A 20540-nucleotide genomic window follows, 5' to 3' on the forward strand; every position below is an offset into this window, starting at 1 on the left:
GCCCGATATCCGACTCAGGCGGCAGAAAATATCACGGCCTTTATCGACGAGTAAACCGGCAATGCAAAAAATTGGAAACGAGCGACAGCTCGGTTTTTTTAATAATAAGACACATCCTAATTTTTGCGCCGCTTCTTCATACGCTCTGCCGCGCTCACACTCCGGCCATCCATGCTATCCAAAAAGTCGTCAATTCCAACCCATCTCATTGATATATTTACAAAAACTTCACGCCCCTCAAAAATCACAATCCCGATAAACAACCCCTCGCAAACCGTTCTCAATCACAAAACACGTCCCACGCAGAGAATCTCAAAATAAATATCACGCTTATCTCAATTTAAAAGACACATTTTTCAACACTCTCCAATAAACCCGGGTATACGAAATCGGAAAACGATGTATAGAATCGGCGCCTCATCATTCCTGGATCGTGACGACCACACCATGCGGATCGACAAACCGCTCTGGCATGAAGGGCTCATTCTGACGCAGCAGCATTTCCAGCAGCAGGAGCGCTGGAACGGATTCGCGCTGCAACAACTCGCTTCGGCGCTGACCGTGGCGCCGTGGGGAACGCTGTGTGTCGACATCGACGAGGAGGCGCTATCGTCCAGTCGCCTCAAGCTCACGCGGTTGCAACTGCGCTTCCCCGACGGTTCCCCGATCGATACGACCGTTGCCGATGCGTTGCCGCCGGCGCGCGACCTCGTCGGCGAAATTCCCGCGGATACCCAGACGGTCGACGTGCTCGCGGCGCTCGCGTTGCCCGATGCGAACGGCAACAACTGCCGCTTCGACGAGACGGCGCTGGCCCGCCCGCGTCGCGCCTATCGCGAGTTCGTCAAGGTGACGGACCTGAACGGCACCGGAGACACCGAAATCGCCGCCGAGCGCCACGCGGTGCGGGTGTTGTTCGGCTTCGAGTCGCATGCGGACGACACGGTGTGCGCGATCGCGCGCCTGACACGCTCGACGAGCGGGCAGTTCCAGGTCGATCGCCGCTACGTCCCGCCTTGCCTCGCTCTGTCGGGGCATGCACTGCATATCGAGCGCATCCGGCGGCTCGCCGATATCCTCGCCGCCAAGAGCGTGCTCCTTGGCGAGCGCCGCAGCGAGCGCATCGAGCAGGTGGCCGAATACGGTGTCGCCGACGTCCAGCTGTTCTGGCTGCTGCATTGCATTCACCAGGCATGGCCGCAGTTGCGCTTCCTCGCGTCGCATCCGGCGCAACCCACGGATCGCCTGTACCAGGTGCTCGCGCAATTGGCAGGATCGTTGACGACGTTCTCGACGCGCGTGTCGCTGGCGGACATCCCGCCGTACGACCACGCCGCCGCACATGACGTCTTCGCGACGCTCGAATCGCTGATCCGCGACCTGCTCGACGCGATCATCCCGTCGCGTGTCGTTCCGATCGGGCTGTCACATACGACATCGACCACCTGGGCCGGTCAGTTCGTCGACGAGCGCATCGTCGAGGGCCCGGCTGACTGGTATCTGTCGGTGAACGCGGCCCTGCCGGCATTCGAGCTCGTCGAACAGTTCCCGCGCCTCTGCAAGATCGGCGCACCGGACGACGTCGAACACATCGTCAGTTCCGCGGTCGCCGGCATTCCGCTGAAGGCGGTGCAACGAGTGCCGGGCGCCATTCCGGTCCGGCTGGACAATCACTATTTCGCACTCGACGCACACGATGCCGCGCATGCAAGGATGTTGGCCGCACGCGCGTGCCAGATTTATTTGCCGGCTTCGGTTCCCGACGCATCGATCGAACTCTACGCGGTGCTGCGCTGATGAATGCCATCGTCTCCAGCCGTCACGAATCCGCGCTGCTCGCGCGGGAGCCGTCATCCGGTCATTCGGCCCGACCGTCCATGCGTGCGTTGCTGCGCGATACGGCGTTACTCGTCTCCCATCTGTCGAACGGCGGGCGAGTCGACAACCCTGAAAGCCTCCGTCTGCAGTGCATGCAGCTCGTGGCGCAATTCGCGGCTGCGCTCGATGCGCAAGGGGTGGCCGCCGACGTACGGGACGATGCCGCGATCGCGCTGTGTGGGCTGATCGACGAAGCTGCGCTGCGCCATCTTCCAGCGGCCGACAAGGCGAACTGGGAACAGACGCCGCTACAGGTCGACCGATTCAGCATTCACGACGCCGGCACGCGCATTTACGAACGAATCGAATACCGGATGCGCGAATCCGCACCGAACGTCGACCTGCTCGAATGCTACGCGGCCGTTCTCGGCCTGGGATTTCGCGGCTGCTACGCCGCCCGCTCGCGCTCGTCCACGGGCGCCCACGACGGTGAAGCGAAACGTCAGGCACTGATCGCGGCGCTGGCGACGCAGATCGACCAGTTGCGGCCTGCCGCGCGGCCGAGGTTCGTCGTCGATCGCGCGAACGTGCGTCTGCTCGACCGGCTCACGCATCTTTCGCCATGGGTGATCGCGGGCGCCGCCTGCGTGATCGCACTCTGCGCGTGGTTCACCTGGGATCGCATGCTCGACGCGGACCTCGCCCAACTCGTTCAGAAAGCCAACCAGCCGTGACGTCGGAAACCGTTCTTCCACCGTCAGCGACGCGCGCGGATGCCGACGCCGCGCGTGCCGCCCTTGCAGGACTCGGCTATCCGTTGCGCACGGTCGTGACGATATCGACGTTGCTGGCGCTTGGCGTCATCGGATGGATGGTGCCCATCGACCGCGACGTCATGTGGGGGCTGATTGCGAGCGTTATCGCACTGGCCCTGCTGATCGTCTGGCTGTATTCGCGAAGCATAGCCCGCGCTCGCGAACGATACGTGCACGTGATCGCGCAACTCGGCGCAGCGACGGCCGACCTGCCCGTCGCGTTGCGCACCGGAATGCCGCTTGCGCTCGTCGTCGGCGACGGCTTGCCCGCGCTGTTCGATCGCGACAGCACTCACGCGCGTTTCGTGCACGTCGGCGACGGTGCAATCTGGTTGCGGGTCGACCGGCCGAAGGATCTGGCTCGTCTCGCCGTCGCGGTCCGCCAGTGGCGCGACGGCAATGCGCCGGATTGCATCGTGTTGTCGGTGGCGCCCGCCAGCCACGCGAACGACGACACGCTGTCGCAGGCGCTGCGCGTGATCCGGCAGGCAACCGCGGATACGTCGCGCATGCTGGGCTTGTCGTTGCCCGGTTACGTTGCGATCTACCAACGACTGTCGAACGCACACGCTGGCGATAGTCCGGCAAGCGGCCCGTTGGCACCCCGGTGGTATGGCCTGTCGACCGGCTTGCGGATCGCGAATATGCGTGACTTCGACACGGCAATCGATGCAGCCGAAACGGATGCGTGTCATGCCGACGCAAGTCCGTGGGCGGCCGCACACGCGGCGGCGCTTCCATCGATGATCGGGTGGACACGCCGTATCGTGTTCGACACGCTGACCGAAGGCCGCCAGCCCGCTTCTCCCTGGCCGTTGTTCGGTGCCGGCTGGATCGACCATGGCCCGGCGACGAGCCCCGACACGCCGTGGGAACGCGAAGCACACGCGCGGACCGGCATCGCCCCGCCCGCGCTTCCTGCCTCGGCGCTGCCCTGGCCGCTGCCCCAGCCGCTGATCGACGCAGTGCCGCGGCAGGCGAAGCGATCGCCGCGCGTCACCGCCGTCGCCCACGTCGTCGCGATCGCCGCTTGCGCAGCCACGGCCGCCATCTGCGCAGCCGCCGTCAACAACGCAGCGCTGATGGCGCGAATCGGCGCGCATCTCGAGCGCTACGCCCGCATCCCCGCGACACAAGACGCCGCCAAGCGCGACGCGCTCCGGTCGCTTGCATCGGATCGCGACCAGCTCGACCGTTATGCCCGTATCGGCGTTCCGCTCCGGCTGTCGTTCGGCACGTACCGCGGCTCGCCCCTGTTGCCGTTGCTCGACGATGCAATCGCTTCCTACGAACCGCCTGCGCCACCACCCACGGTCGTCACACTCGACAGCCTGGCTCTTTTCGACAGCGGCAAGGCGCAGCTCAAGCCCGGCACCACGCGCGCCATGGTCGGCGCGCTGGCGCTGATCAACGCACACCCCGGCAAACGGGTACTCGTCGCCGGCTACACGGACGATCAGGGCCGCCCCGAACGCAACCTCAAGCTGTCGCTCGATCGTGCCGCAGCGGTCCGCGACTGGCTCGTCGACGCGTCGGGCATGCCGTCGACACAATTCGCGATCCAGGGCTACGGCGATACGCGGCCGATCGCGGACAACACGACGTTCGACGGACGGGCGAAGAATCGGCGGGTCGAAATCACGCTCGTGCCCGATACGCCGTCGCCTGCCGTATCGACCGGACCCTCGAGCTAACGCGTTGGGTTCCCGGGCATCTGCTCCGGGTTTATCAGCGCCGGAATCCGTTTCCGGCAATTCGCAGTACGAATAAGAAGGAGTGAACAAATGGCAATTCCGGCTTACATGTGGCTCAAGGACGACGGTGGCGCAGACATCAAGGGGTCGGTGACCGTTCAGGACCGCGAGGGGAGCGTCGAGCTGGTCGCGTTCGATCACGGCGTGCACATCCCGACCGACGGCAATACGGGCAAACTGACCGGCACTCGCGTGCACAAGCCGATCACGCTGACGAAAGAGACGGACGCATCGACGCCGTATCTGTACAAGGCCGTGACGAGCGGCCAGACGCTGAAGTCGGTCGAGATCAAGTGGTACCGGATCGACGATGCGGGCAAGGAGAAGGAGTACTTCAACACGAAGCTCGACAACGTGAAGATCGTTGCCGTGAAGCCGAAGATGCTCGACATCAAAAATCCCGACTACGAAAAGCACAACCATCTCGAAGACGTCGAACTGCGCTACGAGACGATCACGTGGTCGTACAAGGACGGCAACATCATCCACAAGGACACGTGGAACGAGCGCTCCTGATGGTTTGAGCGGCTGGCGGAACCGGCGCGTGCATGCGACGGGCTCCGCCACCGCTTGGCTCTGGTCCACTTGCCTGCCGCCGCCGATTCGCATGGCCTCGACGGCTCCCTCCCCCTCCTGATCGCTATCGACATGACGCCGCCTCTCCGCGATGCCTCCCACCTCATTCGCCGTCTCAATCCTCACTGCACGCACGCACTCGAAGCCGCCGCCAGCCTGTGCCAGACCCGGCTCGCAGATGAAATCGCAGTCGAGCACTGGGTGCTGAAACTGCTCGAGGCGGACGACGGCGACATTCCCGCGGTGCTGCGCCACTACGATCTCGACATCGATGCCGTCTGGGACGCGCTGGTCGACGTGATCGATCGTATGCCGCGCACATTGCGCGGCATACCCGCGCTTTCTCGTCAACTGGCCACGGTGATCGAGGACGCATGGGCGCAAGCGGTGTCGGACGATCCCGACGGCGTCATTCGGTCCGGCCATCTGCTGCAGGCGATCGTCGATGCCCCGCATGTGCTGCGCACCCAGCGCGCGTGGCCGCTGCTATCGGTTTCGAGTGCGCAAATCCGGCGCGTGCTGCCGCGGCTCGGGCGGCGTTCTTGCGAGAACGCGCGCGACGACATCGTATCGGAGCCGGAAGCCGACCGGCCCGGCGGCGCGTTCGACGACGACACGCCCCTGTCGCCCGAGGGCGACGGCGCGCGGCCCCACACGTCGCAGCGGGCGAGCGACGGCAGTGCGCTCGCACGCTTCGCGCTCGATCTGACCGACAAGGCGCGGCGCGGCGAAATCGACCCGGTGCTCGGTCGCGACCGCGAAATCCGCCAGATGATCGACGTGCTCGCACGTCGCCGCAAGAACAATCCGATCCTCGTCGGCGAACCGGGCGTCGGCAAGACCGCGCTCGTCGAAGGGCTCGCGCTGCGCGTAGCTGAAGGCAGCGTGCCCGAAACGATCCGCGATACGCGCATCCTCACGCTCGATCTCGGTTTGCTGCAGGCCGGTGCGGGCGTCAAGGGCGAATTCGAACAGCGCCTGAAGAACGTGATCGACGAGGTGCGCGCCGCCACCACGCCGATCCTGCTGTTCGTCGACGAAGCGCATACGCTGATCGGCGCAGGCAACACGGCGGGCGGCGCCGACGCAGCGAACCTGCTCAAACCGGCGCTTGCGCGAGGAGAATTGCGGACGATCGCAGCCACCACGTGGGCCGAGTACAAGCAATACTTCGAGCGGGACGCCGCGCTCGAACGGCGCTTCCAGGTCATCAAGGTCGACGAACCGGACGATACTGCCGCGTGCCTGATGCTGCGCGGCCTTGCGAGCCGCTATGCGCAGCATCATCGCGTTCATATCCGCGACGAAGCGATCGTCGCCGCCGTGCGGCTGTCGCGTCGCTATATTCCGGCGAGGCAATTGCCGGACAAGGCCGTCGACCTGATCGACACGGCCGCCGCACGTGTGAGGATGGCGCTCGATGTACCGCCCGCGGAACTGCAACAGGCGCGCGCCTCGGTCGCCGCACTGGAACTGGAGCGCGATGCGCTCGACGCGGACATCCGCGCCGGAATTGCCGGCGTGGCCGAGCGGCGTGCGTCGATCGACATGGAATACGACACCGCATGCGCCGCCGCCGACCAGGTACTCGCTCAGTACTCGCGCGAACGCGATCTCGTCGGCGTCGTGCATTCCCTGCGCGATGCAGCCGATCGAGCGGCCAATCCCGCGGCCATCTCGGGCGCACTCGGCGCATTATCGGCCGTTCAACGAAAGCCGCCGATGATGGCGGCCGACGTCGATGCGCAATCCGTCGCGCGTGTCGTCGCCGAATGGACGGGCGTTCCGGTCGGCAATCTCGTCGAGGACGAACTGCAGAACCTGCTCACACTCGAGACGGCGCTCGCGTCGTGTGTCGTCGCACAGGACGACGCGATCGCGGCATTGGCCGAAAGCCTGCGCACCGCGAAGGCCGGCCTTAAAAGCGAACACGCGCCGCTTGGCGTGTTCCTGTTGGCGGGACCGTCCGGGGTGGGCAAGACCGAGACGGCGCTCGCGCTCGCCGACGTATTGTTCGGTGGCGCGGGAGCACTGACAACGATCAATCTGTCCGAGTACCAGGAAGCGCATACAGTTTCGCAGCTCAAGGGTTCGCCGCCCGGCTATGTCGGGTACGGTCGCGGCGGCGTTCTCACAGAAGCCGTGCGTCAGCGCCCTTACAGCGTCGTGTTGCTGGACGAAGTGGAGAAAGCGCATCGCGACGTACTCGACATCTTCTATCAGGTGTTCGACCGCGGCACGATGCGCGACGGCGAAGGGCGCGAGATCGATTTCCGCAACTGCGTGATCGTGATGACGTCCAATCTTGGCAGCATGCAAATCGACGATGCGACGGTTGAGGACGCATCGATCACGCAGGCAGCATTGCGGGAAGTCATTCACGCGCAACTGGTCGCGCATTTCCAGCCGGCGTTGCTCGCGCGCTTCCAGACGCTCGTCTATCGGCCGCTCGATGCCGCGGCGCTTGCGTCGATCGTACGCCTCAAGCTCGACAAGATTGCCGAGCGCCTGCAGCGGCAGCATGCCGCGACACTGGCGTATGCGGACGACGTGGTCGAATCGATCGCGCAACACTGTGTGTCCCGAGAATCCGGCGCGCGCAGTGTCGACGCATTTCTGAATCAGCGCGTGCTGCCCGCCTTGTCGCACGAACTGCTCGTGCGCATGGCATCGGACAGCGCACCGCGTCGGATCGCGTTGTCCGTCACTGCCGAAGGTGCGTTGACGATCGATTTCGTCGATGCATCGACGGCCGCCGATGACGCGGCCGGACGATGGAGCCGCCGATGACCGCCGGCCCTTCCCTCTACGACATGCTGCTCGGTCAGATCGGCGGCGAGCCCATCGGCGCCTACGACGACCGGACGCTCGAATGTCTGAGCGTGCAGCAAAACGTGCGCCGCATTCTCAATACGCGGGCAGGCGCGCTCAAGCACCTGCCCGACTACGGCCTGCCCGACCTGACGAACATCTACAAGGCCCTGCCCGCATCGTCGCACTTGCTCAAGCGGCAGATGGAAGCGACGCTGTTGAAGTATGAGCCGCGCATTCGCTCGATCGACGTCGGGATCGTCGACAACCACGATCCCGGCATCCTCGTCAGCTTCGAGATGACCTGCCACCTGAAGAACGCGGGGCTCGTGCGCTTCGGCACTTACTTCGAGCCACCCGGTCGCCTGCGCATCGAACGGTACGTCGCCCGCTCATGATCGAGCGCGATCAGCCCTCGTGCGCCAGATGCGCCGCAAACCCCACTTTCCCCGGCGCGACTTCTTCCTTCAGCGTCAGCGCCGGAATCTCGTAATCGCCCGCGTTCTGCTGGCGGAACGGAATCGGCGGCGTGGTCCACAGATCGTCGAGACGCTGGCCGAGTGCCGTACACGTTTTGTCGAAGCGCGCGGCGTTCATCTTGCCCGTCCGGTAGATCACGAACGGCGGCAGCACGTCGAACCCCGGGTAATACAGCACCCCGTGCTGGATCGGGAACAGCAAGTCGTCGATCGGCCCGTTGATGCCGCGCGGGCTGTAGTGCGGCTCCCACCCGCCCGTCGTGACGACGATCATCGCCCGCTTGCCGGCCAACATCCCTTCGCCGTAGCGGTCGCCCCAGTGCGTATCGGAATGCTCGCCGACACCGTACGCAAAGCCGTATGCATACACCCGCTCGAACCAGCCCTTCATGATCGCCGGCATCGAGAACCACCACAGCGGAAACTGCAGGATCACCGCATCGGCCCACTTCAGCTTGTCCTGTTCGCGCGCGATGTCGTCGCGCTGCGTGCCCGCCTCGAACGCGCGCTTCGAATCGAGCGCCGGATCGAAGCGATCGTCGGGCGCGCGATCGGTCACGTCGTTCTCATCCAGCACCGCCTTCCAGTTCATCGCATACAGGTCGCTCACCTGCACCGCATGGCCGGCCGCTTCAAGATGCGCGACCGCGAAGTCGCGCAGCGCGCCGTTCAGCGAACGCGGTTCCGGATGGGCATACACGATCAGCACATTCATGTTCGTCACTCCGTGGATTGAATGACTGCAGGATGCCGCCTTCGACGGTATATTTGAAATGAATTCCTGATATTCCAGCTATAGCCATGAATAATCTCAGAAGGCTCGATCTGAACCTGCTCGTCACGCTGGACGTGCTGCTCGCCGAGCACAACGTCACACGCGCGGCCGAGAAGCTGAACATGTCGCAGCCGTCGGTCAGCGTTCAGTTGCAGAAACTGCGCGACGTATTCGGCGATCCGCTGCTGCTGCCGGGGCCGCGCGGGATGCGTCCGACCGCGCGCGCGGAAGCGCTGCGCGAGCCGTTGCGCGACGCGCTCGAAGCCGTCGAGCGCGCGGTGATCCCGGCCACGCCGTTCGATCCCGCGACCGCGACGAACACGTGGCGCGTGGCCGCGACCGACTACGGCGAATCGACGATCGTGCTGCCCGCGCTGCGCACGCTGCGTTCGACCGCGCCCGGCACGCGGCTGGCCGTCCTCGAACTCGTGCCGCCGCGTATCGAGCAGGATACCGAACGAAATGGCATCGACCTGGCCTTCCACATGACCGAAGCGTCGCCGCCCGGCATGCGGCGCCTGCCGCTGTTCGTCGAGCGTTACGTGCTGATCGGCCGCGCCGACCACCCGAAGCTGAAGCGGCGCCCCACGCTCGCGCAATTCGGCACGCTCGAGCATGTGATCGTGTCGCCCGACGGCGGCGGCTTCTTCGGCGTGACGGACGAAGTACTCGCGAAGATGGGGGCCACGCGGCGCGTCGTGCTGTCGGTGCCGCACTTCCTGTTCGTGATGTCGGCCGTCGCGAGCACCGATCTCGTCGCGATGCTGCCCGAGCGGCTGGTGCGCGACGTGCCCGCGCTGCGCGTGGTGGATGCGCCGGTCGAGGTGCCCGGCTATGAAATGTCGATGCTGTGGCACGAGCGCGTGCATCGCGATCCCGCGCATCGGTGGCTGCGGGAGACGATCGCGGCGGCGGTCTGACACGCCGGTCGCGACGCGGCTGACATTTACTGTCATCGGGGGCTTGAAAGTCCACCAATCACTGTATATATTTACAGTGTTTCTGCGTCATTTGACCCGAATTCCGTCATCCCGAGACGGTCTTTAGTGAGGCGACCATGTTCCAGTCATCCGCATTCGATCCCGAGCAACCCGGCTTCAATCCCGTCCACTTCGAGCGCGCCGCGCAGCGGGCGGTCGTCGATCTGCAGCGTGTCGTCGGCGGCCCCGCGCAGCGAGCGCTCGGCCTGCGACGCCGCACGCATCCGGCGGCAGTCCGCACGATGAGCTGGCAGGCGCTGCTGAACGTCGAAGAGCTGGCGTTCTCGAATCCCGGGTTCCTGAACCGCAACGATCCGACCGTCGTCGACGCGTTCATCCGGCTGCGCGACAGCCGGCTGGTCGCCGCGGACGTCGAGGACCCGGTCGACTGGCGCCGCGACGACGACGACCTGCCGGCCGTCTACCTGATCGTCAAGGCGATGCTCGAAGCGGAAGAGGAAGAACGGGCCGAGGCAGCCTGACGCTCGCTGGCCGATCGCCGCGGGCACGGCCTGCGGGGCTCGCGTCGCCACGTTGGGTGGTGGCGCGGTCGGCCCTGCGGCTCGTCATGATTTTGCGCCGCGAATCGGCGCATCCTGCGGCAAGCCGCGAACCGTCGCTTCAGCCGATCATCGCGACGCGACGACCGTCCGAACGACCATCGCAGCGCCCGCCGGTTACAACCGCGCCGCGAGCCGCGCGCCCTGATCGATCGCGCGCTTCGCATCGAGTTCGGCGGCCAGTTCCGCGCCGCCGATCAGGTGCACCGAGCGCCCGGCGGCCTGCAATGGTGCGAGCAACGCGCGCTGCGGCTCCTGCCCCGTGCAGAGCACGATCGTATCGACTTCGATCAGTTCGTGATCGGTGCGCTGCTCGCCGTACGACACATGCAGCCCGCGCGCGTCGATCCGCTCGTAGTTCACGCCGCCGATCATCTTCACCTGCTTCATCTTCAGCGTTGCACGGTGAATCCAGCCGGTCGTCTTGCCGAGCCCCTTGCCGAGCGGCGCGGCCTTGCGCTGCAACAGCGTCACTTCCCGCGCCGGCGCCGACACCTGCGCACGCGTCACGCCGCCGCGCGTCGCGGCAGGGTCGGTCACGCCCCACTCGGCCTTCCATTCGTCCAGATCGAGTGCCGGCGATTCACCGTCCTGCACCAGATACTCGGCGACATCGAAGCCGATCCCGCCCGCGCCCACCACCGCGACCCGCCGCCCGATCGGCTGTTTGCCCGCGAGCACGTCGATATAGCTGAGCACGTTCGGCCCGTCCTGCCCCGGAATCTTCGGGTCGCGCGGCGCGACGCCGGTTGCGAGCACGATCTCGTCGTAGCCGCCCGCGATCAGGTCGCTCGCGTCGACGCGACGGTTCAGGTGCAGCTTCACGCCGGTCAACTCGACCTGCCGGCCGAAGTAGCTCAGCGCTTCGTGAAACTCCTCCTTGCCCGGAATCCGCTTCGCCATGTTGAACTGGCCGCCGATCTCGGCCGCGCCGTCGAACAGGTCGACCTGATGGCCGCGCTGCGCGAGCACGGTCGAGCACGCGAGGCCGGCCGGCCCCGCGCCGACCACCGCGATCCGCTTCGGCTGCGGCGCGGGCGTGTATTTCAGCTCCGTCTCGTGGCACGCGCGCGGATTCAGCAGGCACGACGCAATCTTGTTCTTGAACGCGTGATCGAGGCACGCCTGGTTGCAGCCGATGCAGGTGTTGATCTCGTCGGCCCGCCCCTGCGCGGCCTTGACGACGAACTCGGCATCCGCGAGCAGCGGGCGCGCCATCGACACCATGTCCGCGCAACCGTCCGCGAGAATCTGCTCGGCCACTTCGGGCCGGTTGATCCGGTTGGTCGTCACGAGCGGGATGCCGACCTCGCCCTTCATCTTCTTCGTCACCCACGCGAACGCGCCGCGCGGCACCGACGTCGCGATCGTCGGCACGCGCGCCTCGTGCCAGCCGATCCCCGTGTTGATGATCGTCGCGCCCGCGCGCTCGACCGCCTTCGCAAGCTGCACGGTTTCGCTCCAGTCGCTGCCGTCCGGAATCAGGTCGAGCATCGACAGCCGGTAGATCAGGATGAAGTCGCGGCCGACCGCTTCGCGCGTGCGCTCGATGATCTCGATCGGCAAGCGGATGCGGTTCTCGTACGCCCCGCCCCACTGGTCGCTGCGCTTGTTCGTATGCATCGAGATGAACTGGTTGATCAGGTAGCCCTCGGAGCCCATGATCTCGACGCCGTCGTAACCGGCTTCGCGGGCGAGCGTCGCGCAGCGCACGAACGCACGGATCTGTCGCTCCACGCCGCGCGCGCTCAGCTCATGCGGCGCGAACGGCGAAATCGGCGACTTGATCTTCGACGGCGCGACCGCGAACGGGTGGTAACCGTACCGGCCCGTATGCAGGATCTGCAGCGCGATCTTGCCGTCCTCCGCATGCACGGCGCCGGTGATCTCGCGATGCCGGCGCGCGGCGGCCGACGTCATCAGCGTGCCGCCGAACGGCTTGGTCCAGCCGGCCACGTTCGGCGCGAAGCCGCCCGTCACGATCAGGCCGACCCCGCCGCGCGCGCGCTCGGCGAAATATTCGGCGAGGCGCGGCAGCGTCTTGCGGCTGTCCTCGAGGCCGGTGTGCATCGAGCCCATCAGCACGCGATTCTTCAGCGTCGTGAAACCGAGATCGAGCGGTGCGAGCAGGTGGGGAAAAGGTGTCGTCATGATGATTCGGGCAAGAAGCGATGCCTGCCATCGTAGGCGCGCGCCGCCTTGAACGTGAGGGGGCAAACAGCCATAATGCTTGTCATTTCCGGCCAAATCGACATGACCTCCCCGTCTCGCAAAGACCGCCTCGGGCTGCGCCGGCCAACGATTCCGGTCGCCTATACGCGCCTGCTGCTGCAGGCGCTGGCCGCTCGCGGCGTCGATCTCGCCGCCGTGCGCGCCGGCACCGGCCTGCGCGACGCGGTGCTGGCCGAACCGGACGCGCGCGTCGCGCCGTCGCAATGGGGGCGGCTGGTGCTCAACGCGATCGAAATCGGCGGCGATCCGGGCATCGGGCTCGCGTTCGGGCTGCTGCTGAAACCGACCGTGCACGGCTTTCTCGGCTACGCGACGCTGACCGCACGGGACATCCGCGAAGCGCTGTCCGTCACGCAGCGCTACTTCCGGATGCGCAATCGCCAGTACCGGCTGACCTATGCGGAAGACGAGCGTGGCGCGACGCTCGAACTGCACGGCGTGCAGGCAAACCCCGTGCTGCAGCATCACGTGATGTTCGAATTCGTGCTGACGGGGCTCGCGCAGAACATCTCGCAATGGTCCGGGCGCACGTCACCGCCGATCAGGCTGCAATTCGCGTGGCCGGAGCCCGCGTATTTCGCGCGCTATCGCGACCAGTTGCCGCCGGTGGCATTCGGCTGCGCGGCCAACGCGCTGTGGATTGCGCCCGACGTGCTCGACTGGCCGCTGCCGCTCGCCGATGAAGTCGCGCACCGGCAAGCGCTCGTGCAGGTGGAACGCGAATACGCGCAGGTGCGGCAGGAGGAAGGCGATCTGGTCGAGCGCGTTCGCGCGGAACTGGCGCGTGCCGCCGGCGATTATCCGGGGCCGGACACGCTCGCCGACGCGCTGCTCGTGTCGACGCGCACGCTGCGACGCCGGCTGGAGGAAGCCGGGGCGAGCTATCGGCAATTGCTCGACGAAGCGCGGTTTCGTGATGCGAAGCAGTTGCTCGCCGCGTCGGATCTCGACCTGAAAACGATCGCCGAACGGCTGCAATTCACCGACCCGGCGAATTTCACGCGCGCGTTCCGGCGCTGGGCCGGGCAGACGCCGAGCGCGTTTCGGGAAGCGGCTGCGGGGGCGGGACGCGAATGACGTGCGCGACGTATCAGCGCCCGATATAAACCCGCGCGCCGCCGTCCCCCTCGCCCGCGTCAATCCGCACGTCACCCGTTGCGGCGACGATCGCGTCGTACACGTCATCGCTCACGCACACCACCGGCACCGCGATCGCATACAGCTCCGCTGCCACGATCGCGCCGATCGAGATGATCAGGTCGCGCTCCTTCAGCACGATCCCGACCGGCCCGGTGCCGTTGCGCACCGCTTCCGCGAGCACGCTGCTGCTCGAACTCGATCCCTTCGCGTGCGGCATCACCATCACCTTGCCGGCGAGGCTCGCGCCGGCCTGCGGATGCCCGCGATCGACGATCCTGCCCGCGCCCGAGTCGTAGCCGCCCCAGAAGCTGAGCGGCTTCTCGAGCACGAAAGGCCGCGCACACGCGCTGCCCGGCACGAGCGTGTCGCCCGTCAAGAATGTGTCCGTCGCTTCAGTCATCGAATCGCACCTTGCCTTCGTACGCGGACCGCACGCATTCGCGCATGCTGCCGTACGCGACCGTCACGCCGATGTTCGCGGGCGCATACGACGCCCATTTCCCCGAGTTGGTCATCACCAGCCCCGACAACCGCTTCATCACCGGCGTGATGTACGTGCAGGTATCGACGACGATCTGCACGCCGCGCGCGGCGAATTTCTCCGCGAGGCCGGCTTGCTCCAGCTCCCACAGAATGAAGCGGCTCGTGTTCACGTAGAAATCGCAGGCCGGCTTGCCGTCGAACGCGTCGAGCAACGTGTCGAGCGTGCGGAATTCGGCCAGCGAGAAATGCGGTGTACCGAGCGCGACCGCGACCAGCGCGTCGCCGGCCGCGCCGTGATTCAGCGTGCGGCGAATCTCGTCGAGATCGGCCATCGTGATGTCGATCGTGCGAAGCGCTGCGCGCCCGTGCAACGCGGCGTCGAGCGTCGGCGCCTCGGGCGTCACGCCGACCGCATGGAACAGCGCGACGGCCCCGCTCGACGCGGCGGCCGCGCCGAGCGCCTTGAGTTCGTCCTCGGTGGTGTCGGCCGGCAGCCCGACGATCGCCGGCACGACCGCGCCCGCGATCTTGCCGACCGCCAGACCGAGCGCGGCGAAATAGATGTCGCGCGACGGCAGGCCGGTGAAATCCGGCGCGTTGAACACGATTCGCGCGGCGCGGTTCGCATCGACATGCAGCCCCGCATACGGCGCACGCCCAGTGATCGCGGCGGCCAGGTCGAGAAAATCGCCGTAGCGGCTCGTACGCGCGCCCAACACCGAATTCGCGAACACGATCGCATTCGATTCGGCCCACGCGATCTGCTCGCCCAGCGCGGGACGATGCTTCAGTTGATACGGCGCGCACGTGAAGCTCGATTCGCAGCCGAGCAGCAAGTGCGCGTCCATCAGGCGCTGCGCATCGCGCTGGATCGTGCGGTCGCCGTGGTACAGCTCGGGATGGATCAGGTCGAGCGAGCCGACGTTCAACGTGGTCGGCACCGCGACCTTCGCGCCCGTGTCGACGAAATAGTCGACGAAGTCGAGGCTCGTCTGGCCGTGATACAGACAGCCGTCGATATGGGCAGACGTAATGTCGATCAGGTGCGGCGCGGACATCACTTGCGCGGTGCGCGCGACGATCCGCATCGCGCGGGCGACGCCGTGCCCGAAATCCCCGCGCAACATTGCGTCGTCGCGGTCACTCAACTGCAGCATCGGTTGCTCCTCGTGACGCGTGCCGGCGGCCGCGCCGGCTCGTGAATTCCGTCAGAGGACTCTACAACTGGAAACAAAAACTGTCCAGATTGGAACAAAACCGGGCATCATAAAAACCAATTTTCACAACAGGAAGCTTCGGCGGCGACCAATGGCTTGCGTTCCGCACCAGTTGACCGCCACACCGACCCGCCCGCCCCTCGCCTAACGTTCCGCCGTCAGGCTGAACAGCTCTGCGCGCAACGCCTTCGCGCGATCGCGGCCGAACTGGGTGTCGAATTCGTCCTGCGCGGCCTGCCACGCGACCAACGCCCGCGCGAACGTGCGCTCGCCGAGCTTCGTGAGATGGAGCGCATGCGCACGCGCATCGTGCTCGGACGCCGCCGTCGCGACGAAACCGTCGCGCTGCAACGGCTTCAGCGCACGCAGCAAGGTCGTGCGATCCATCACCAGCGCATCGGCGAGTTCGCTCATCAGCAGGCCGGGCCGGCGTTTGAGGTTCACCATGATCGAGAACTGGGCGGGCGTGACGCCAACCGGGGCCAGATGGCGCTCGTACAGTTGCGTGACGAAGCGCGCCGCCTGACGCAGCGCGAGGCAGTTGCACGCCTCTGAAATCGGAATGTCGTTCATGTCGTCGAATCTATATGTGCATATGCATAAAGTCAATGTACACTCCGCCGTAACATGGCCGGGGCCGGCCATCGCGTCAAGGAGACGGACATGGACTACATCGACAAGCTGCGCATCTTCCGGTCGGTGGTGGAGATGCGCAGCTTCACGCGCGCCGCCGACATGCACGGCCTCGCGCGGCCGGTCGTCTCGCGCGCGGTCGCGGATCTGGAGGCGCGTTTCGGCAGCCGGCTGCTGCACCGGACCACGCGCCAGGTGTCGCTGACCGAAACGGCCGAGCGCATCTATGAGCGGTGCGCGGCCGTGCTCGACGAACTCGACGCGCTCGAAGTGGAAGCGCAGACGCACACGCGCGAGCCCGAGGGCCTGCTGCGCCTCGTCGCGCATACGACGGCCGCGCTGAACCGGCTCGTGCCGCTGATCGCCGGCTTCAAGCGCGCGCATCCGAACGTGCGCCTCGACGTCACGCTGACCGAGCGCCCGGTCGATCTGGTCGGCGAAGGCTACGACATCGGCATCGTCGTGCCGTACATGCTGACGAGCGAATCGACCGTCGTGCGGCTGGTCGAGCGCATTCCGGTCGTGATCGTCGCGACGCCTGCATATCTGCAAGCGCATGCGCGCCCCGAGACGCCGGCCGACCTCGCCAATCATCCGTTCGTGCCGATCTCGCCGTCGCTGCGCCGGCCGGCGCTGTCGTTCCGTGTCGACGGCAACATGCTCACCGTGCCGTTCCGCTTCGACATCTCGTCGAACAGCCCCGTCTTCAACCGCGAAATGGTGATGCACGACTTCGGCATCGGCGTCGTCCCGAAAACGCTCGTCGAGGCCCAACTCGCGTCGGGCGCGCTCGTGCAGCTGCTGGAAGACGCCGATCTCGTCGATGCGTTCGTCGAAATCAAGCTCGCGTACGCGAACCGCGCGCTGCTGCCCGCGAAGGTGAAGGCGTTCATCGACTACACGGCCGCGTACTGCGACCGCGAAGGCTGGATCGTTCCCGCGGCGGCGTGACCGGGCGCGAGCGCGCCGTTCCGACGCCGATTGGTACAGCCACGACACCAATCTGATCCTGTCCCGCCGCTCGCTTCACGCCGTCCCGCCCCCTAACATGTGCACATGCACAAGACCACGCTCACCGATGACGATTGCTTCGCGGTCCGGCAAGCCGCCCGGCGGATCTCGCAGTTCTACGAGCGTTACCTGTCGCGAGCGGGCGTGACGCCGTCGCAATACAGCATCCTCGCGCTGCTGCGCGAGCGGCCCGGCCTGACGATGGCGACGCTGTCGAACGTGCTGGTGATCGAACGCACCGCGCTGCTGCGCGCGCTCAAGCCGCTCGTCGGCGCGGCGCTGGTGACGGGGCGGATCGAGCCGCCATGTCGCGGTCAGACGTTTGCACTGACCGCACACGGCGAAACGAAGGTCGCCGACGCGCACGTGCACTGGCTCGCCGCACAGGAAGCGTTCGAGCGGTGCTTCGGGTCGACGCAGGCGGCCCGCCTCAGAGACGAATTGTTCCGGATCACGCACAACCTGCCGGAACGCTAACCCTTTTCCCGATCGGCACGACGTCGTCGATCGCTTTGATTAGTGCATATACATAGGTGAATCGATGGATACGACCCAAGCCGCTGCCTCGTCACGCGAAGCAGCCACAACCGAGCGGCCCGCGAAGCAACGACGCCGCGTGCCGTGGATGCGCATCGCGGTGGGCGCCGTCGTCGTCGTGGTCGCGGCCGCCGCGCTCGACTGGCTGTTCGTGCTGCGCTTTCAGGAAAGCACCGACGACGCGTATGTCGGCGGCGACGTGACGGTGCTCGCGCCGAAGGTCAACGGCTTCGTCGATAAGATTCTCGTGACCGACAACCAGCGCGTGAAGGCCGGCGACGTGCTCGTGCAGCTCGATGCGCGCGACTACGACGCGAAGCTCGCGCAGGCCAGCGCCGAAGTCGACAGCGCGCGCTCCGCCGTGACCGAACTCGAAGCGAAGCAGCAACTGCAATTCGCGGTGATCGGCCAGCACGCGGCGGACAAGAACGCGTCGTCGGCCGAACTGACGCGCGCCGCATCGGACCGCATGCGCTACCGCGAGCTCGTGAAGTCGGACGCCGTATCGAACCAGATCGTCGAGCGCGCGGACGCCGATTATTCGAAGGCCGGCGCGGCCGTCGAACGCAGCGACGCCGCGCTGCTCGCGTCGAAGCGGCAGCTCGACGTGCTCGGCGCGCAGCTCGCCGATGCGCGGGCCCGCGTGAACACCGCGCTCGCCGCGCAGCGCGTCGCGGCGCTCAACGTCGAATACACGACGATCCGTTCGCCGGTCGACGGCTACGTCGGCAACCGCACGGGCCGCGTCGGGATGCTCGCGAACGTCGGCGTGCCGCTGCTGACCGTCGTGCCGGCCTCCGGGCTGTGGATCGACGCGAACTTCAAGGAAGACCAGCTTCGCAAGATGCGCGCGGGCGACCGCGTCGACGTCGCGCTCGATGCGTCGAGCACGCGCCTGCATGGCCGCGTCGACAGCCTCGCCCCCGCGACCGGCGCGACCTTCAGCGTGCTGCCGCCCGAGAACGCGACCGGCAACTTCACGAAGATCGTCCAGCGCGTGCCCGTGCGCGTGCATCTCGATCCGCAGCCGGGCATCGAGCACGTGCTGCGCCCCGGGCTCTCCGCGGTCGTGACCGTGCATACCGACCACCAGCACTGAGCGGGAGCCGACGATGACCACCGCGTTTTCCGGCGACCCCGCGTCGCAACCGACCAGGCAGCGCGTGTTCGCGTTCGCGCTGATGTGCGTCGGCTTCTTCATGGCGACGCTCGACATCCAGATCGTCGCGTCGTCGCTGCGCGACATCGGCGGCGGGCTGTCCGCGAGCCAGGACGAATTGTCGTGGGTGCAGACCGCGTACCTGATCGCCGAGATCATCGTGATCCCGATGTCGGGCTGGCTGTCGAAGGTGATGTCGACGCGCTGGCTGTTCGTCGCCTCCGCCGTCGGTTTCACGATCACCAGCATGCTGTGCGGGCTCGCGTGGGACATCAACTCGATGATCCTGTTCCGCGGGATGCAGGGCGCGCTCGGCGCCGCGATGATCCCGACCGTGTTCACCACCGCGTTCGTGCTGTTCCCCGGCAGGCAGCGGCTGATCGCGTCGACGACCATCGGCGCGCTCGCGTCGCTCGCACCGGCGATCGGCCCCGTGATCGGCGGCTGGATCACCGACCAATGGTCGTGGCACTGGCTGTTCTACCTGAACCTCGTGCCGGGCATCGCGGTGGCTGCGCTCGTGCCGCGCTACGTGCACATCGACGCGCCCGATCTCAGCCTCATCAAACGCGGCGACTATCTCGGCATCGTGCTGATGTCGGGCTTCCTCGGCTGCCTCGAATACGTGCTCGAGGAAGGCCCGCGCAAGAACTGGTTCGGCGACGATGCGATCGTGATCTACGCGTGGATCTCCGGCATCTGCGGCTTCCTGTTCATCGTGCACGCGCTGACCGCGAAAGATCCGATCGTCGACCTGCGCGCGCTCGCCGTGCGCAATTTCGGGATCGGCAGCCTGCTGTCGTTCGTGACCGGCATCGGGATTTTCGTGACCGTGTTCCTCACGCCGCTGTTTCTCGCGCAGGTGCGGGCGTTCAGCTCGCTGCAGATCGGCATCGCGCTGCTGTCGGTCGGCGCGTTCCAGTTGATCGCGCTGTGCGCGTATGCGTTCGCCGCGCGCTACGTCAGCATGCGTGCGCTGCTCGTGTTCGGGCTGATCTGCTTCGGCCTCGGCTGCTACCTGTACACGCCGATCACGCACGACTGGGGCTGGCGGGAACTGCTGCTGCCGCAGGCGCTGCGCGGTATCGGCCAGCAGTTCAGCGTGCCGCCGATCGTGACGATGGCGCTCGGCTCGCTGCCGCAGTCGCGGCTGAAATCGGCGAGCGGGCTGTTCAACCTGATGCGCAACCTCGGCGGGGCGATCGGTATCGCGGTAAGCGCGACGATGCTCAACGACCGGCTGAATTTTCATTACCTGCGGCTGAACGAGCACGTGAGCGCCGGCGAACCGCAGGTCGCGTCGCTGCTCGATCGCCAGGCCGCGTACTGGGGATCGGTGGCCGGCAATACGCTGAATACCGCGCAGGCCGGACTCGCGAACCTGCACCGGCTGATCTATCGCGAAGCGCTGACGCTGACCTATGCGGATGCGTATTACGCGCTGTCGCTGTGTTTCGTCGTCGCGTTGCTTGCCGTCGTGTTTTCCAAACCCATTACGTTGAACGCGCCGCCGCCGGACGCGCACTGAGGCCCACGGATCATCATCTTGACGTCCTCCTC

18 protein-coding genes are annotated in these 20540 nt (G+C 66.2%); 13 read left to right on the forward strand and 5 right to left on the reverse strand.

Annotated features, from left to right (window positions below; genetic code table 11):
• Positions 1-447 precede the first annotated feature (447 nt).
• The 6 genes from tssK (at position 448) to tssE (ending at position 8172) form a co-directional block, all read left to right on the forward strand.
• A complete protein-coding gene (gene tssK / locus JYG37_RS19600) occupies positions 448-1797 on the forward strand; it encodes a type VI secretion system baseplate subunit TssK (RefSeq protein ID WP_050017872.1) in 1350 nt (449 codons plus the stop codon).
• Positions 1797-2552, forward strand: coding sequence for a DotU family type IV/VI secretion system protein (locus JYG37_RS19605; RefSeq protein WP_213345742.1), 756 nt, complete (start codon positions 1797-1799; stop codon positions 2550-2552). The genes tssK and JYG37_RS19605 overlap by 1 nt, the downstream gene beginning before the upstream one ends.
• Positions 2549-4327: an OmpA family protein gene (locus JYG37_RS19610; protein ID WP_249746012.1), complete on the forward strand. Its 1779-nt coding sequence runs from the start codon at positions 2549-2551 to the stop codon at positions 4325-4327. Before JYG37_RS19605 ends, JYG37_RS19610 begins: the two co-directional genes overlap by 4 nt.
• A gap of 90 nt (positions 4328-4417) precedes the next feature.
• On the forward strand, positions 4418-4903 hold the full coding sequence (locus JYG37_RS19615) for an Hcp family type VI secretion system effector (RefSeq protein WP_006750272.1): 486 nt from the start codon (positions 4418-4420) through the stop codon (positions 4901-4903).
• Between the two features lie 132 nt (positions 4904-5035).
• Positions 5036-7753, forward strand: coding sequence for a type VI secretion system ATPase TssH (tssH, locus tag JYG37_RS19620; RefSeq protein ID WP_213345744.1), 2718 nt, complete (start codon positions 5036-5038; stop codon positions 7751-7753).
• On the forward strand, positions 7750-8172 hold the full coding sequence (gene tssE, locus JYG37_RS19625) for a type VI secretion system baseplate subunit TssE (RefSeq protein WP_176015464.1): 423 nt from the start codon (positions 7750-7752) through the stop codon (positions 8170-8172). Before tssH ends, tssE begins: the two co-directional genes overlap by 4 nt.
• A 10-nt stretch (positions 8173-8182) precedes the next feature.
• Here tssE and JYG37_RS19630 read toward each other — a convergent pair whose 3' ends face one another.
• Positions 8183-8968 carry an NAD(P)H-dependent oxidoreductase gene (locus JYG37_RS19630; RefSeq protein ID WP_176015465.1) on the reverse strand — a complete coding sequence of 262 codons (786 nt, stop codon included), beginning with the start codon at positions 8966-8968 and terminating at the stop codon, positions 8183-8185.
• An 86-nt stretch (positions 8969-9054) separates the two neighbouring features.
• On the opposite strand from JYG37_RS19630, the gene JYG37_RS19635 reads away from it, so the two are divergent.
• Both JYG37_RS19635 and JYG37_RS19640 read left to right on the forward strand, forming a co-directional pair.
• A complete protein-coding gene (locus tag JYG37_RS19635; protein ID WP_213345745.1) occupies positions 9055-9948 on the forward strand; it encodes a LysR family transcriptional regulator in 894 nt (297 codons plus the stop codon).
• A 137-nt stretch (positions 9949-10085) separates the two neighbouring features.
• Positions 10086-10490: a DUF2471 family protein gene (locus JYG37_RS19640; protein WP_089489095.1), complete on the forward strand. Its 405-nt coding sequence runs from the start codon at positions 10086-10088 to the stop codon at positions 10488-10490.
• A 195-nt stretch (positions 10491-10685) separates the two neighbouring features.
• Here the strand turns inward: JYG37_RS19640 and JYG37_RS19645 are convergent, their stop codons facing one another.
• On the reverse strand, positions 10686-12719 hold the full coding sequence (locus JYG37_RS19645) for an oxidoreductase (RefSeq protein WP_213345746.1): 2034 nt from the start codon (positions 12717-12719) through the stop codon (positions 10686-10688).
• 75 nt (positions 12720-12794) lie between these two features.
• On the opposite strand from JYG37_RS19645, the gene JYG37_RS19650 reads away from it, so the two are divergent.
• On the forward strand, positions 12795-13877 hold the full coding sequence (locus tag JYG37_RS19650; RefSeq protein ID WP_213345747.1) for an AraC family transcriptional regulator: 1083 nt from the start codon (positions 12795-12797) through the stop codon (positions 13875-13877).
• Positions 13878-13890: 13 nt separating this feature from the next.
• Here JYG37_RS19650 and JYG37_RS19655 read toward each other — a convergent pair whose 3' ends face one another.
• From JYG37_RS19655 to JYG37_RS19665, 3 genes are all read right to left on the reverse strand, one after another.
• Complete coding sequence (locus tag JYG37_RS19655; protein WP_213345748.1) at positions 13891-14340, reverse strand: aconitase X swivel domain-containing protein; 450 nt, start codon at positions 14338-14340, stop codon at positions 13891-13893.
• Positions 14333-15580, reverse strand: a complete 1248-nt coding sequence (locus tag JYG37_RS19660) for an aconitase X (protein ID WP_050017863.1) — start codon at positions 15578-15580, stop codon at positions 14333-14335. Before JYG37_RS19660 ends, JYG37_RS19655 begins: the two co-directional genes overlap by 8 nt.
• Before the next feature lie 204 nt (positions 15581-15784).
• On the reverse strand, positions 15785-16213 hold the full coding sequence (locus JYG37_RS19665; RefSeq protein WP_050017862.1) for a MarR family winged helix-turn-helix transcriptional regulator: 429 nt from the start codon (positions 16211-16213) through the stop codon (positions 15785-15787).
• A gap of 90 nt (positions 16214-16303) precedes the next feature.
• Between JYG37_RS19665 and JYG37_RS19670 the strand changes: the two genes are divergently transcribed.
• The 4 genes from JYG37_RS19670 to JYG37_RS19685 all read left to right on the forward strand — a co-directional run bounded on the left by JYG37_RS19670 (position 16304) and on the right by JYG37_RS19685 (position 20508).
• Positions 16304-17224 (forward strand): LysR family transcriptional regulator, encoded by a 921-nt coding sequence (locus JYG37_RS19670; RefSeq protein WP_050017861.1) that lies wholly within the window; start codon positions 16304-16306, stop codon positions 17222-17224.
• A 105-nt stretch (positions 17225-17329) separates the two neighbouring features.
• Positions 17330-17761, forward strand: a complete 432-nt coding sequence (locus JYG37_RS19675; RefSeq protein WP_011548253.1) for a MarR family winged helix-turn-helix transcriptional regulator — start codon at positions 17330-17332, stop codon at positions 17759-17761.
• A 64-nt stretch (positions 17762-17825) separates the two neighbouring features.
• On the forward strand, positions 17826-18920 hold the full coding sequence (locus JYG37_RS19680; RefSeq protein WP_089489093.1) for an HlyD family secretion protein: 1095 nt from the start codon (positions 17826-17828) through the stop codon (positions 18918-18920).
• Positions 18921-18933: 13 nt separating this feature from the next.
• Positions 18934-20508 (forward strand): DHA2 family efflux MFS transporter permease subunit, encoded by a 1575-nt coding sequence (locus tag JYG37_RS19685; RefSeq protein WP_213345749.1) that lies wholly within the window; start codon positions 18934-18936, stop codon positions 20506-20508.
• Positions 20509-20540 lie beyond the last annotated feature (32 nt).

The organism is Burkholderia sp. LAS2, assembly GCF_018417615.1.
Taxonomy (GTDB): Bacteria; Pseudomonadota; Gammaproteobacteria; order Burkholderiales; family Burkholderiaceae; genus Burkholderia; species Burkholderia sola.

Coding starts and splice junctions, on each gene's coding strand:
- tssK (WP_050017872.1), top strand. CDS start 448: ATGCGGATCGACAAACCGCTCTGGCATGAAGGGCTCATTCTGACGCAG.
- JYG37_RS19605 (WP_213345742.1), top strand. CDS start 1,797: ATGAATGCCATCGTCTCCAGCCGTCACGAATCCGCGCTGCTCGCGCGG.
- JYG37_RS19615 (WP_006750272.1), top strand. CDS start 4,418: ATGGCAATTCCGGCTTACATGTGGCTCAAGGACGACGGTGGCGCAGAC.
- tssH (WP_213345744.1), top strand. CDS start 5,036: ATGACGCCGCCTCTCCGCGATGCCTCCCACCTCATTCGCCGTCTCAAT.
- tssE (WP_176015464.1), top strand. CDS start 7,750: ATGACCGCCGGCCCTTCCCTCTACGACATGCTGCTCGGTCAGATCGGC.
- JYG37_RS19630 (WP_176015465.1), bottom strand. CDS start 8,968: ATGAATGTGCTGATCGTGTATGCCCATCCGGAACCGCGTTCGCTGAAC.
- JYG37_RS19635 (WP_213345745.1), top strand. CDS start 9,055: ATGAATAATCTCAGAAGGCTCGATCTGAACCTGCTCGTCACGCTGGAC.
- JYG37_RS19640 (WP_089489095.1), top strand. CDS start 10,086: ATGTTCCAGTCATCCGCATTCGATCCCGAGCAACCCGGCTTCAATCCC.
- JYG37_RS19645 (WP_213345746.1), bottom strand. CDS start 12,719: ATGACGACACCTTTTCCCCACCTGCTCGCACCGCTCGATCTCGGTTTC.
- JYG37_RS19650 (WP_213345747.1), top strand. CDS start 12,795: ATGCTTGTCATTTCCGGCCAAATCGACATGACCTCCCCGTCTCGCAAA.
- JYG37_RS19655 (WP_213345748.1), bottom strand. CDS start 14,340: ATGACTGAAGCGACGGACACATTCTTGACGGGCGACACGCTCGTGCCG.
- JYG37_RS19660 (WP_050017863.1), bottom strand. CDS start 15,580: ATGCTGCAGTTGAGTGACCGCGACGACGCAATGTTGCGCGGGGATTTC.
- JYG37_RS19665 (WP_050017862.1), bottom strand. CDS start 16,213: ATGAACGACATTCCGATTTCAGAGGCGTGCAACTGCCTCGCGCTGCGT.
- JYG37_RS19670 (WP_050017861.1), top strand. CDS start 16,304: ATGGACTACATCGACAAGCTGCGCATCTTCCGGTCGGTGGTGGAGATG.
- JYG37_RS19675 (WP_011548253.1), top strand. CDS start 17,330: ATGCACAAGACCACGCTCACCGATGACGATTGCTTCGCGGTCCGGCAA.
- JYG37_RS19680 (WP_089489093.1), top strand. CDS start 17,826: ATGGATACGACCCAAGCCGCTGCCTCGTCACGCGAAGCAGCCACAACC.
- JYG37_RS19685 (WP_213345749.1), top strand. CDS start 18,934: ATGACCACCGCGTTTTCCGGCGACCCCGCGTCGCAACCGACCAGGCAG.